This window comes from Nonomuraea helvata, assembly GCF_039535785.1.
Classification (GTDB): Bacteria; Actinomycetota; Actinomycetes; order Streptosporangiales; family Streptosporangiaceae; genus Nonomuraea; species Nonomuraea helvata.
In genome coordinates, this window is sequence record NZ_BAAAXV010000009.1 from 2,774,186 (window position 1) to 2,787,103 (window position 12,918).

Consider the following 12,918-nt stretch of genomic DNA (forward strand, 5'->3'; position numbering starts at 1 on the left):
AAACGTTTGGCACGTTTATCCCGATAAAGCGGTCATAATCCTCTTCAACGGGAGGCGTACCTGGCATCGGAAGGGCGGGGCGAGGGGAATGGCTGGGGGGTTCGCCGAGACCGCCGGTGATGCCGTCGGGGATACGGCCGGGGATACGGTCGGCGATACGGTCGGTGTCGGTGTCGGTGTCGGTGTCGGTGTCGGGGCCGGTGGAGTGACGGGCGTGCGGCTCGCCGCCATCGCCATGGCGGTCCTGTCGCCGCTGCTCATCGTGGTCGCGGTGGCGCTCTGGGCCGGGCTGCCCGACGCGTGGACGCCCGCCAGGACGGTGAGCCCCCAGACGGCCGCCGGTCTGACGTTCCCCGCGGTGGGCGCGTTCCTCCTCTTCCACCGCCCCCGCCTGAACCTGGCGTGGCTCATGTGCGCGGGCGGCCTCGCGGCGGCGATCAGCGACCTCTCGCAGGCGCTGATGTTCCGCGCCGCCGCCGACGGGGAGTTCCTCCTCGCGGGCTGCCTGCGCCTGCCGGCCCAGCTCGGGTGGGCGGTGTGCGGCGTGACGCTCACCATGGTCCTGCCGCTGTACTCGCCCGACGGTCGCCTGCCCTCCCCTCGCTGGCGGCCGGTGCTGGTGCTGGGCTTCGCCTCCATCACGACCGACTTCCTGCGCGCCGTGCTCCGCGTGCCGCCGGCGCACACGCCGTACCCGCGGGCCATCCCCAACCCGCTGCAGGTTCTCGAGCTCGCCCCGTACGCCGAGACGGTATCGGTGATCGCCTGGACGGGGATCTACGTCTCCATGGCGCTGGCGGCGCTGTCGCTGGCCGTGCGGTTGCGGCGGGCGGACTCCGTCACCAGGCGGCAGATCGGCTGGCCGCTGCTGGCGTTCGCCGGGTACATCCTCTTCCTGGTCGTGACCGCGTTCGTGCCCGAGTTCGGGTGGATCGCGGTCGGCTGGGCGACGCTCATCCCGGTCGCGACGGCGTTCTCCGTGATGCGCTACCGGCTCTACGGGATCGACACGGTGATCAGCCGGGCCTTCGTGGCCGCCGGGGTGGTGGCCGTGATCAGCGCCGTCTACTTCGGCGCGGGCGCGCTGTCGAGCCTGCTGGTCTCCGGTTACGGCCAGGTGGCCAGCGTCGTCGCCGCGCTGTTCGCGGGCGCGTTCTTCCAGCCGCTGCGGCGCGCGCTGCAGCGGGCCGTGGACCGGCTCCTGTACGGGGCCGTCGGCGACCCCGGCCTGCTGGCGGAGCGCCTGACCCAGGCGCTGCGGCGCGGCGACCCGTCCAGGGCGCTGACCTCGGTGGTGAGCGTGCTGCGCGACGGACTGGCGGTCGAGGGTGTGGCCGTGGAGGTGGCCGACGGCGAGCCCCGTTACATCGAGAGCGGCCGGGTGGGCGCCGACGTCCGCGAGGTGCCGCTGATCTGGCACGGGGAGCGCGTCGGCCGCCTGCTCGTGGGGCCGCCGGGCCCGCGCCGTTTCCCCGCCGCGCACAACGAGCGGGTGCTGGCCACGCTCACGCCGTACGCGGCCGACGTGGCGCACGCGGTGCGGATGGCCGCCGACCTGCAACGTTCCAGAGAACGCATCCTGACGACCAGGGAGGAGGAGCGCCGCCGCCTGCGCCGCGACCTGCATGACGGGCTCGGCCAGACCCTCTCGGCCATGGCGATGACCATCAACATGGCCAGGCTCAGCCTCAAGAAGTCCCCGGAGGCGGCCGACGAGCTGCTGCGCGAGCTGCACGCCGGCATGGGCGCGGTCACGGGGGACATCCGCGAGCTCGTGTACGGCCTGCGCCCGCCCGCGCTCGACGACCTGGGCCTGATCCGCGCGGTGGAGGAGCTGGCGGAGCAGTCCTCGCCGCCCGCCGAGGTCGAGGTGGAGGGAGACCTGTCGGAGCTGCCCGCGGCCGTCGAGGTGGCGGTCTACCGGATCGTCCAGGAGGCCCTCACCAACGTCCGGCGGCACGCCCAGGCCGCCACCGCCCGGATCGTCCTGCAGCGGGAGCGGTCGGTGCTGCGCGTGCTGATCGCCGATGACGGCAAGGGCCTGCCCGAGGCGCATCGCGCGGGCGTGGGGCTCGGATCGATGCGCGAGCGCGCGGCGGAGCTGGGCGGGATCTGTGTGGTCAACGGCGAGCCCGGCGCGGGAACGCGCGTGGAGGTCATGCTCCCTCTCCTGACCGCGCGTGAGGTGGCCTGAGACGCGCCTTTGCGGGCAGCTGGCCAGGGGGAGTCGATCCCCGGGGAGGCCGAGATGCGTTCATCGATCCCTTTGGGCCGCATCAAGGGCGTGCAGGTGGGGCTCAATGTCAGTGTGCTGGTGATCGTCGCGATCCTGGTGTTCGGGCTGGCCTACGGGCGCTTCCCCGCGGTCTTCCCCGGCCACTCCCTGCCCGTCTACCTGCTGGCCGGGCTGGTGGCGGCGGTGCTGTTCCTGGGCTCGCTGCTCGCGCACGAGCTGGCGCACGCGATCATGGCGCGGCGCGAGGGCATCGAGGTGGAGCGGATCACGCTCTGGCTGCTGGGCGGGGTGGCGGAGCTGCGTGGCGAGCCGCGCACGCCCGGCGCGGATCTGCGGATCGCGGTCGTGGGGCCGGCGACGAGCCTGGTCGCCGGGCTGGTGTTCGGGGCGGCGTGGCTGGGCGCGGGGCTGCTCTCGGGCGCGTCGCTGGTGACGGGGGTGTTCGCGTACCTGGCCGGGGTGAACGTGCTGCTCGCCGTCTTCAACCTGATCCCGGCCGCGCCGCTGGACGGCGGGCGGGTGCTGCGGGCGGTCCTGTGGATGCGCTGGCACGACCGGGCGCGGGCGGCGATCACCGCCGCGCGGGCCGGACGCTGGTTCGGGTACGCGCTCATCATCACGGGATTCCTGCAGGTGGCCACCGGGCGCAGCTTCGACGGGCTGTGGCTCGCGCTGATCGGCCTCTTCCTGGTGAGCGCCGCCACCGCCGAGGAGCAGCAGACCCGGCTCGGCACCGCCCTGCGCGGGATCCGCGTCGTGGACGCGATGACGGCGCAGCCGGTGGTCGCCTCGCCGGAGGAGACCGTGTCCGGGCTCGTCGAGCGGGTGGTGCTGCGGCACCGGCTGTCCACATATCCGCTGGTGGGTGTGGACGGCTCCTTCCGCGGCATGGTGACGCTCAGCCGGATCCGCGAGGTGCGGCCGGAGCTGCGCGACACCGTACGGCTCGCGGACATCGCCTGCCCGCCGCAGGACGTGCCGCAGGCCAGGCCCGACGAGCCGCTGACCGACCTGCTGGCCAGGATGCCGGGGCGGGCCGACGGGCGGGCGGTCGTGCTCGATCCGGCGGGGCGGCTGGTCGGGCTGCTGACGCCCACGGACATCAGCCGGACGGTCCAGACGGCCGACCTGCGCAGCGCGCTCTCGGGCCCGCGCGGCACGGACCTCGCGCCGCCCTACCACGGCCACCACCGCGACGCCGCCTGAGCGCTCCCTGGGGCGTCTGAGCATTTTTGATAGGTTATGGGCAGGTGTGCCGGGAAGTCTGGTCGGCGATCGTTTCGCTGTTCCCTGATGATCCGGAGGCCGCATGACCGTCACCGCGTGGGTGGCGGTGGTGGCCTTCCTCGGCGCGTACACGCTGATCGCCACCGAGAAGGTGCACCGGGTCGCCGCGGCGCTCGGCGGCGCCGGGGTCATGCTGCTGATCCACGCCACCGATGCGGGCGCGGCGTTCTTCGACGAGCACTCCGGGATCGACTGGAATGTGATCTTCCTGCTGCTCGGCATGATGGTCATCGTCGGTGTCCTGAAACAGACCGGGATATTCGAGTATCTGGCGATCTGGGCGGCGAAACGGGCCAGAGGGCGGCCGTTCAGGCTCATGGCGCTGCTCATCGTCATCACCGCGTCCGCCTCCGCGCTGCTGGACAACGTGACCACCGTGCTGCTGATCGCCCCCGTGACGTTCCTGGTGTGCGAGCGGCTGTCGGCTCCCGTGGCGCCGTTCCTGATCGCCGAGGCCATGGCGTCCAACATCGGCGGCGCGTCCACGCTGGTCGGCGACCCGCCGAACATCATCATCGCCAGCCGCGGCGGCCTGACCTTCAACGACTTCCTCGTCCACATGGCGCCGCTGATCGTCGTGCTGGTGGTGGTGTTCGTCGGGCTGTGCAGGTGGCTGTTCAGGGAGTCGTTCCGGTACGACCCCGAGCGGGCTGCGGAGATCATGGCGTTGAACGAGCGGGAGGCCATCGCCGACCGCAGGCTCCTGTGGCAGTCGCTCGCCGTGCTGGCCCTCGTGATGGCGGCGTTCGTGCTGCATCCCGTGCTGCACTACGCGCCGTCCGTGGTCGCGCTGCTGGGCGCGGGGGTGCTGGTGGCGGCCACGAAGGTGTCGACCGAGGAGGCCATCCGCGAGGTCGAGTGGCCGACGCTGGTGTTCTTCGCCGGGCTGTTCGTCATGGTCGGGTCGCTGGTGGAGACCGGGGTCATCGGCCAGATCTCGAAGGCCGCCTCGGAGGCCACCCACGGGCAGCTCGGCCTGACCACGATGCTGCTGCTCTGGGTCTCGACCGGGCTGTCGGCCGTCGTGGACAACATCCCGTACGTCGCCACCATGAGCCCCATCGTGGCCGACCTCGTGCAGGCCAACGGGGGCGACGGTCCCGCTCAGGTCCTCTGGTGGGCGCTGGCCATCGGGGCCGACCTGGGCGGGAACGCCACGGCCGTCGGGGCGGCGGCCAACGTCGTCATTCTCGGCATCGCCGCCCGCAACGGCACCCCGATCAGCTTCTGGCAGTTCACGAAGTACGGGCTGGTGGTCACGTTCGTGACCGTGGCGCTGTCGGTGCCGTACCTGTGGCTCCGCTACCTCACCTGAGTGGCAGCACGTCCACGCCACGTTCGTCGTCACCGCGCGGGCCGAAGATGCGGCGTTCGCCCTCCTCGATGCGCACGTCGTTGATGCTCGCCTCCCTGCGCCGCATCAGCCCCGACTCGTCGAACTCCCACTGCTCGTTGCCGTAGCTGCGCCACCACTGCCCGGTGGTGTCGCGCGACTCGTACTGGAAGCGGACCGCGATGCGGTTGCCGAGCACGCCCCACAGCTCCTTGCGCAGGGCGTAGTCCAGCTCCCTGTCCCACTTGCGGCGCAGGAAGGCCCTGATCTCGTCGCGGCCGGTCACGAACTCGTCGCGGTTGCGCCACACCGAGTCCTCCGTGTACGCCGCCGCGACCCGGTCGGGGTCGCAAGTGTTCCAGGCGTCCTCGGCGGCCTGCACCTTGACGCGGGCGCTCTCCTCGGTGAACGGCGGGACCGGCGGCTTCGACATGATCGTCTCCAGGCGGGGCGTCACAGCGGAAGCAGCTTATCGAGGGTGATCGGCAGGTCGCGGACCCGCTTGCCCGTGGCGTGGCGCACGGCGTTCGCCACGGCCGCGCCGACTCCCGTGATGCCGACCTCGCCCACCCCGCGCAGCCCCAGCGGCATCGTCGGGTCCGGTTCGTCCAGGCAGTGCACGTCGATGCGCGGGATGTCGGCGTGGACGGGGACGTGGTACTCGGCCAGGCTCGCGTTCACGACCCGCCCCGTGCGCTGATCGATCAGCGTCTCCTCCGACAGCGCCATGCCGATGCCCATCACGATGCCCCCGCGCAGCTGGCTGGCCACCGTCTTGGCGTTGATCACCCTTCCGACGTCGAACACGCCCACCCAGCGCGACACCCGTACCTCACCGGTGTCCCGGTCCACCCGCACCTCGCAGAATTGCGCCCCGCACGCCGCCTTCACCCAGCGCCGCTGGTCACGGACGGTCTTCGCGAGGAACCGGAGCATGCCCATCCCGGCCGCGGCCTCCAGGTGGTCGCGGCCGGCGCGGGTCAGGATCGCCGCGTACGTCTCCCCGCGGGAGCCCTGGTAGAGCCCGCCATCCCGGGCCTCCGGAGAGGTCACGCCGCGCAGCGGGGAGTCCGGTGACTTCAGGGCCAGGCCGAGGGCGGAGCGCCTCAGCTTGCGGCAGGCCTCCACCACGCCGGCCGCCGCGCTCGCCGTCTGCCCCGAGCCGCCCGCCATCGGGCCCTCCGGCAGCTCGGAGTCGCCGACCTCGACGCGTACCGACTCCAGCGGCACCCCCAGCTCGTCCGCGGCGATCTGCGCCTGCGCGGTCGCCGCGCCGACGCCGATCTCCTGCAGGGCGCACCGCACCACGACGCCGCCGTCCGCGCCCAGCCGCACGGTGACGTTCGCCGGGAGCTGGAACGACGGGTGGTACGCCGACGCGACCCCCATGCCGACCAGCCACCGCCCGTCCGTCATCGAGCCGGGTCGCGGATCGCGCTCACGCCAGCCGAACCGCTCCGCCCCCAGCTCGTACGCCTCGCGCAGCATCCGGTTCGCGAACCGCTTGCCGTCCACCGGGTTGCGCGCCGGCTCGTTGCGCATCCGCAGCTCGATCGGGTCCATGCCCAGCTCGCAGGCCAGCTCGTCCACGGCCGACTCCAGGGCGAAGGTGCCGATGGACTCGCCAGGGGCCCGCATGCTCGTGTTGGGGAGGAGGTCGAGCCGGACGAGGCTCTGGCGCAGGCGGATGTTCGGGGAGTCGTACAGGTGCCGGGAGGCCGAGGTGACCTGCTCGGGCATGCCGCCGACGCGGCCGGTCCTGGCCACGCTGGTGTGGATCAGCGCGAGCAGCCTCCCGTCGGACTCCGCGCCCAGCGCGACCCGCTGGGTGGTCGGGGTCCGGCCGCCGACCGTGTGGTGGACGGCCGCGCGGGTGAGCGCCAGCCGTACCGGGCGCTTGGTGGCCCGGGCGGCCAGCACGGCGAGCAGCGTGCCCGCCCAGACCGAGCCCTTGCCGCCGAACCCGCCGCCCACGTAGGGGGAGAGCACGCGGATGTTCCGCTGGGGGACGCCGAACCGCTGTGCGAGGTGGCTGCGCAGCCACGCGATGCTCTGCGTGCTCTCGTGCACGGTCAGGCGGTCGCCGTCCCACACGGCGGTCGTCGCGTGCGGCTCGATCGCGTTGTGGCTGTGCGGCGGCGTGGTGAAGCGCAGGTCCACCGAGACCGCCGCGGCGTCCAGCGCCGCCTCGGCGTTCCCTTTGTTCGTCGCCGCCGGCATGATCGCGCTGCCCTTCTGCGGGGTGGCGTTCGGCTCCTCGGCCGCGAAGTCCACCACGGCGGGCAGCTCCTCGTACGTGGGCCGCACCAGGCCCGCCGCGTGCCGCGCCGCCTCCGGCGACTCGGCCACCACGACCGCCACCGGCTGGCCGTTCCAGTGCACCTCGTCCGTGGCCAGGTAGTTCACCGACGTCCCGATGACCAGCGTGCTGGGGTTCAGCAGGCTCTGGGAGGGCGGAGGCTTCATGGCGGGGGCGTTCTCGTGCGTGAGAACGTCGATCACACCTTTCACGGCCCGCGCCGCCTCGGTGTCGATGGCGGTGATGCGGCCCCGGGGGACCGTGGCGTGCACGAGCGCGGCGTGGGCGAGGTCCGGGTAAGGGTGCTCGGCCGCGAAACGGGCCTGCCCGGTGGTCTTGGCCAGGCCGTCGAGCCGGTCTACGGGGCGGCCGACGTACTTCTCACTCATCCGTAAGCTCCCTCAACGTGGCCACGATCGTGGCGCGGGCCAGCCCGACCTTGAACGCGTTGCCCGGCCGCGTGGTCGCGGGCGCCAGCTCGGCCTCGGCCGCCCGGCCGAACGCCTCCTCGGTCGCCGGACCGCCGATCAGGATCCGCTCCGCCTCGCGGGCGCGCCACGGCTTGGTCGCGACGCCGCCCAGCGCCAGCCGGGCCGCCGTCACGGTCCCGTCCCGCACGTCCAGCGCCGCCGCGACGGAGACCAGGGCGAACGCGTACGACGCCCGGTCGCGCACCTTCCGGTAACGGGAGTTGGCCGCGACCGGGGCGGGCGGCAGCTCGACCGCCGTGACCAGCTCGTCCGCGGCCAGCGCGGTCTCGACCTGGGGTGTGTCGCCGGGCAGCAGGTGGAAGTCCGCCAGCGGGATCCGCCGCGTGCCGCGCACGCTCGCGACCTCGACCGTGGCGTCCAGGGCGGCGAGCGCCACGCACATGTCGGAGGGATGCGTGGCGATGCAGCTCTCGCTCACGCCCAGGACGGCGTGCCCGCGCGTGAACCCGCTGAGCGCGTCGCAGCCGGCGCCCGGCTCGCGCTTGTTGCAGGCGTACGCCTGGTCGTAGAAGTAGCGGCAGCGGGTGCGTTGCAGCAGGTTGCCGCCCACGGTGGCCATGTTGCGCAGCTGCGGCGAGGCTCCGGCGAGTAGCGCCTGCGACAGGACCGGGTAGGCGGCGCGGATGCGGCGGTCGGCGGCCAGGGCGCTGTTACGCACCAGCGCGCCGATCCGCAGCCCGCCGCCGGGCAGCTCGTCCACCTCGTCGAGCGGCAGCCCGGTGATGTCGACCACCGTCTCGGGGTGTTCGATGCCCTCGCGCATGAGGTCGACCAGGTTGGTGCCGCCGCCCAGGAACTTCGTGCCGGGGCCGACGGCTGCCACGGCCTCGGCGACGTCGAGCGGCTTCACGTACGCGAACGGCTTCATGGCGCCTCCTGCGCGGCGACGTCCTTGATGGCGTCGAGGATGCCGTTGTAGGCGCCGCAGCGGCACAGGTTGCCGCTCATGCGCTCTCTGATCTCGTCGTCGGTCAGGTGCGTGCCCCCTTGGCGCGGGGTGACGGAACTGGGCATGCCCGCGGCGTGCTCGGCCAGCATGGCGACGGCCGAGCAGATCTGGCCCGAGGTGCAGTAACCGCACTGGAGCCCGTCATGGCGCACGAACGCCTGCTGCATCGGGTGGGTGTCCGCGCTGTCCTTGGCGATCCCCTCGATCGTGGTGATCTCCTTGTCCGCGTACTGCATGGCCAGGGCCAGGCAGGCGTTGATCCGCACGCCGTCCGCGAGGACCGTGCAGGCGCCGCACGCGCCCTGGTCGCAGCCCTTCTTCGGGCCGGTCAGCCCCAGGTGGTCGCGCAGGGCGTCGAGCAGGCTCACCCACGGCTCGATGTCGAGCGACTCGACCACGCCGTTCACCCGCATCCGTATCTGGGTCACTCTTTCCCCCTCTGTCCGGAGTCCTGACGCTAACAGAACGGTGTTTCCTTAACAAGAGAACGGTGTTCTTTAAAGATGGGGTAGCTATGCTGGGGCGCGACATGACGCGGGCATTCCTCCGGGCCAGGCGGCCGGAGCACAAGCAGCAGCGGCGCGAGGCGATCCTCGCGGCCGCTCGTGAGCTCGCCGTCGCCTCCGGGGTGCGCAACGTCAGCCTGGGTGCGGTCGCGGAGGCCGTCGGGCTGGCAAAGTCCAACATCGTGCGATATTTCGGTACTCGCGAGGAGATCTTCCTCATCCTGGCCGCCGAGGAATGGCGCCAGTGGGCGGCGGCCGTCACCGCCCGGCTCGAGGTCTCCGGCGACGTCCCGGTGATCCTCGCGGAGACGCTCGCGGACCGGCCGCTCTTCTGCGACCTCCTCGGCCACACCGCGACCACCCTGGAACAGAACGTGTCCGTCGAGGCGGCCCGTGCGTTCAAGCGCGCCATCCTGGCCGTCGTCGCCGATCTGGGCGAGCAGGTCGTCCGGGTCACGGGCCTTCGCGACGGGGAGGGCGTGGACCTGGTCGGCGCCGCCGGCGCCCTGGCCGGTGCCCTCTATCCGATGTCGAACCCCTCGCCGGCACTCGCCGAGCTGTACGCCCAGGAGCCCGACCTCGCCGCGGCCTGCCCCGACTTCCTCTCCACCCTCGTCCGCGCGCTCAAGGCGTTCCTCGCCGGGCTGCCCACGCTCAGGGAGGACTGAGCTCCGGGAGCAGCCGTCTGTCGGTTGGTGTGCTGTGAACTGTCGGTGCCTGATGTCACAGATGTCGGTTCAACGAGCTGTGAAATGTCGGTGCAGCCGGTGCCCGCATGGTCGCGCAACCTCAACGCCAGAGCCGTACGGCGACCCAAGCTGCACAGCACCGACACCGGACTGGCCGCGCTGCCGATCAGCGTGCTATGGGACCGTTAGGGGCCGTGGCCTCATTCGCCATGGCCCGATCTGACAGCAATCTTGGAGAGGTGCTCTTATCGTGAGGGGATGGTGACGGTCGGCGTCGATCTCGCCGCCGAGGCGGTGCGGACCGCGGTGGCCTGGCTCGACTGGTCGGACGGCCGTGCCCGGCTCGTCAGGGTGGTGGTCGCGGCGGACGACGCGCTGATCGTCGAGGCGGTGATGGGCGCCGGCAGGGCGGGGGCTGCCGTACCGGGGCTACAAGCGCGCCGCCAACCTCGCCGAGCTGGGCCGGCTCGTGGACCGGCTGCTGGAGGCGGCGCCCTGGCTGGAGCTCGGCGAGTACGAGCCCCTCTGCCGGGCCTCCGACGACGCCACCGACGCCGTCGTGTCCGCACTCGCCGCACGTGCAGCGGCTCTCGGCCTGGTGACCGTACCGACGGAGGAGCAGGCAGGCGTGGCGGCCACGGAGGGCTGGATCGCCCTGCCCACCACACCCCTGGACCGCCTCGTTACAGACGCCTGAACATTCGTATATTTCTTGTCATCTCATGAAACATGGGATTTCGTACGGCTCTCGGGACACTTTTCCTCCTGACCTCCGGAACGCTGTTCGCACAGCCTGCGGCGGCTGCCACGCCGGCCACGATCGCGTACGCGCAGCGAACACAGGCCTGGGAGCTGGTGCTGACCAACGGAGACGTGGTGCAGGTGCCGGAGGCGCTCGCCGTGGCGCCTGATGACGCGGCCAATGCGGGGTCGCGCGCGCCGTTCCTGGTCAGCGGAGATGGGCGGCATTTCTTTTATTTCAGGAAATCGGATGGGCTCTTCGTCGAGCGGACCCTGAACGGCAAGGAAAGGATCGTGTCGCGGGAGCTCACGACGGACTCGATCTACGAGGAGTGGCCGTGGGTGTCGTACGACGGCAGTTACGTGGTCACGGAGACCTCGGCGCCGGGGGTGGGGATCTTCGCGGACCTGCGGAAAGGCAAGGTGCTGCCGAGTCCGGGGAAGACGGACTCGTGGAATTTCGTGGGGTTCAGCCCGGACGGCAAGCGGTTGCTGCTGGCAGGGGACCGGCTGATGGTGTTCGACCGGGGGCTGCGCGCCCGGACGCGGCTGAAGACGCGGCTGGGTCCGGTCGCGCTGGCGAATGACCACGTCACGGCGGCGGTGCTCGCCGGCACGGCCAAGCACCGCAAGCTGCGCCTGCTCAACCTGCGTACCGGCCGCGCGAGCAGCACGGTGACCGTGCGGTTGCCGCGCGGCCAGTACGTCGACGACCTCGACTTCAACCGGGCAGGACACGTGATCGTCCGGTCGAGGACGAGGACGGGGGTGGCGGTCTACCGGGTCTCGAAGGCGACCGGCAAGGCGACGCTGCTGCGGACGATTGCCAGGCCTGATGCGAAGGTCTGGGTGCTCCCGGGGGACGGCACGTACGAGGTGTGGACGGAAAGGAAAGGCAAGACGCCTCAGTAATGAGGCTGCGACGGCGGCCGGTACCTGCGGAACAGCCGCCATCGCAATCGCCTCTGTCAGCCGGTGAGCCCGTCGTACCACTGAGGAGTGGCGACCTTTCGCGAGTCGGGCATGGGGCCGGCACCGGGGCCCGGGGTGACGTAGATGTCGACGGTGTCGGAGCTGTGAAAGCGGGTGCCGCTGACGATCCAGTCGTCCTTGATCCGACCGGCGGAGACGGTCTCGTCGAAGAATCCGGTCTGGCCATCGCTTTCCTTCGTGACCCACAGCAGGCGATAGACGACCTTCAGCCCCCGCCGCCGCAACTCGGCCCGCACGGCGGCAACACTCTTGCCGTGTGTGGTGTAACCACTCAGGGCTTCTTCCCCAAGAGGATCGTAGGCGGCGTCCTCCGCATACGGCTCCCCAGGCTTGGCGGGGCGGCCGACGCCGAACACGACCAGCTGGGACAGGTGGGCGGGTAGCCAGACCTTGCCGCAGAACGCCGACGCGCACGGCTCGATGCTCTGCACCCCCACGCTTCCCGGCCCCTTGAAGCCTTCGGGAACGATCGGGCCGAGCAGCTTGCCCACGTCACCGGGGGCCACCGGGACGACCTTCACCCGGACGTTCAGCCCGACCGCGCGGAACGCCTCCTCGAACCGCTGGTGATCGGCGGCGGGATCGGTGATGGTGACGCTGAAATAGTCGTCGGCCTTGGAGATGGAGACAGCCGCGTTGGCGTATTGGATGACCGGGCTGCCGCCCGGCAGGCCGACGCCGATCGCCACGGCCGCGGCCACGGCGGTGACCGCCGAGATCAGGATGGGCAGGCGGGCGCGGCGCAGGATCCCTGCTCGGCGGCGCGCGGGCGGGCTCTCCATGATCGCGGTACGCAGTGCGCGGGCCGCCGGTCCCGGCGCGGTCGGGTGCGGCGCGAGGTCGATGGCCTTCACCAGCTTGTCGATGTCGTTCATGATTCCCCCATCGCGATCCTCGACGACGGCCGCCGCTCCAGCAGCGTCGCCAGCCTCTTGCGGGCACGGTGCAGGCGGGTTCGCGCGGCGATCGCCGTACAGCCCACCACCTCCGCGATCTCCTCGCTGGTCAGCTCCTCCCAGCAGGCCAGCGCCAGCACCTCGCGATCTCGCTCGGGTAATTCGTCGAAGGCGGCTCGCACATGCTCCAGATCGACCGGCGTCACCGGCCGGGCGGCGGCCAGCTCGTCATGGAGCCGGTCGACGAGCACCGCTCTGCGCGTCGCCCCGCGCCGTTGGTTGGCCAGCACGCGGCGGGCCACGCCGTACAGCCACAGCAGCGTCCTGTCACCCTCGGGAACGTCACCGATGCGGCGCCAGGCGGTGAGGAACGTCTCGGAGATGATGTCGGCCGTGTCGTCGGGGGAGCCGGTACGGCGGGCGGCGTACTGATGGACCGCCGGGTAATAGGCGTCATAGATCGCCTCGAAGCGATCTCGCTGGGTCACGAAGTCTCCT

At 71.6% G+C, this 12,918-nt stretch carries 13 protein-coding genes; 7 read left to right on the forward strand and 6 right to left on the reverse strand.

Annotated elements, in window-relative coordinates:
• The first annotated feature begins 214 nt into the window (after positions 1-214).
• The 3 genes from ABD830_RS46275 (at position 215) to ABD830_RS46285 (ending at position 4,838) form a co-directional block, all read left to right on the forward strand.
• Entirely contained in the window at positions 215-2,194 is a 1,980-nt protein-coding gene (locus tag ABD830_RS46275; protein WP_345001640.1) for a sensor histidine kinase, read from the forward strand.
• Positions 2,195-2,248: 54 nt separating this feature from the next.
• Positions 2,249-3,442: a site-2 protease family protein gene (locus ABD830_RS46280; RefSeq protein WP_345001642.1), complete on the forward strand. Its 1,194-nt coding sequence runs from the start codon at positions 2,249-2,251 to the stop codon at positions 3,440-3,442.
• Between the two features lie 103 nt (positions 3,443-3,545).
• A complete protein-coding gene (locus ABD830_RS46285) occupies positions 3,546-4,838 on the forward strand; it encodes an ArsB/NhaD family transporter (protein ID WP_345001644.1) in 1,293 nt (430 codons plus the stop codon).
• Here ABD830_RS46285 and ABD830_RS46290 read toward each other — a convergent pair.
• The 4 genes from ABD830_RS46290 to ABD830_RS46305 are packed head-to-tail and all read right to left on the reverse strand — an operon-like array spanning position 4,831 to position 9,008.
• A complete protein-coding gene (locus ABD830_RS46290) occupies positions 4,831-5,289 on the reverse strand; it encodes a nuclear transport factor 2 family protein (protein WP_345001646.1) in 459 nt (152 codons plus the stop codon). The genes ABD830_RS46285 and ABD830_RS46290 overlap by 8 nt on opposite strands.
• A 20-nt stretch (positions 5,290-5,309) precedes the next feature.
• The gene (locus ABD830_RS46295) at positions 5,310-7,544 is read right to left on the reverse strand and encodes a xanthine dehydrogenase family protein molybdopterin-binding subunit (RefSeq protein ID WP_345001648.1); all 2,235 of its coding nucleotides are present in this window, start codon (positions 7,542-7,544) and stop codon (positions 5,310-5,312) included.
• Entirely contained in the window at positions 7,537-8,514 is a 978-nt protein-coding gene (locus ABD830_RS46300) for an FAD binding domain-containing protein (protein WP_345001650.1), read from the reverse strand. The genes ABD830_RS46295 and ABD830_RS46300 overlap by 8 nt, the downstream gene beginning before the upstream one ends.
• A complete protein-coding gene (locus ABD830_RS46305) occupies positions 8,511-9,008 on the reverse strand; it encodes a (2Fe-2S)-binding protein (protein ID WP_345002256.1) in 498 nt (165 codons plus the stop codon). Before ABD830_RS46305 ends, ABD830_RS46300 begins: the two co-directional genes overlap by 4 nt.
• A gap of 116 nt (positions 9,009-9,124) precedes the next feature.
• Here ABD830_RS46305 and ABD830_RS46310 point away from each other — a divergent pair, with 116 nt between their 5' ends.
• The 4 genes from ABD830_RS46310 to ABD830_RS46325 all read left to right on the forward strand — a co-directional run bounded on the left by ABD830_RS46310 (position 9,125) and on the right by ABD830_RS46325 (position 11,443).
• A complete protein-coding gene (locus ABD830_RS46310; RefSeq protein ID WP_345001652.1) occupies positions 9,125-9,769 on the forward strand; it encodes a TetR/AcrR family transcriptional regulator in 645 nt (214 codons plus the stop codon).
• A gap of 84 nt (positions 9,770-9,853) precedes the next feature.
• Positions 9,854-9,979 (forward strand): hypothetical protein, encoded by a 126-nt coding sequence (locus ABD830_RS46315; protein WP_345001654.1) that lies wholly within the window; start codon positions 9,854-9,856, stop codon positions 9,977-9,979.
• Positions 9,980-10,259: 280 nt separating this feature from the next.
• Complete coding sequence (locus tag ABD830_RS46320) at positions 10,260-10,487, forward strand: hypothetical protein (protein ID WP_486348599.1); 228 nt, start codon at positions 10,260-10,262, stop codon at positions 10,485-10,487.
• 32 nt (positions 10,488-10,519) lie between these two features.
• Positions 10,520-11,443: a TolB-like translocation protein gene (locus ABD830_RS46325; RefSeq protein WP_345001656.1), complete on the forward strand. Its 924-nt coding sequence runs from the start codon at positions 10,520-10,522 to the stop codon at positions 11,441-11,443.
• 56 nt (positions 11,444-11,499) lie between these two features.
• Here the strand turns inward: ABD830_RS46325 and ABD830_RS46330 are convergent, their stop codons facing one another.
• Both ABD830_RS46330 and ABD830_RS46335 read right to left on the reverse strand, forming a co-directional pair.
• Complete coding sequence (locus ABD830_RS46330; protein ID WP_345001658.1) at positions 11,500-12,399, reverse strand: hypothetical protein; 900 nt, start codon at positions 12,397-12,399, stop codon at positions 11,500-11,502.
• On the reverse strand, positions 12,396-12,908 hold the full coding sequence (locus tag ABD830_RS46335; RefSeq protein WP_345001660.1) for an RNA polymerase sigma factor: 513 nt from the start codon (positions 12,906-12,908) through the stop codon (positions 12,396-12,398). The genes ABD830_RS46330 and ABD830_RS46335 overlap by 4 nt, the downstream gene beginning before the upstream one ends.
• Between the last annotated feature and the right edge of the window lie 10 nt (positions 12,909-12,918).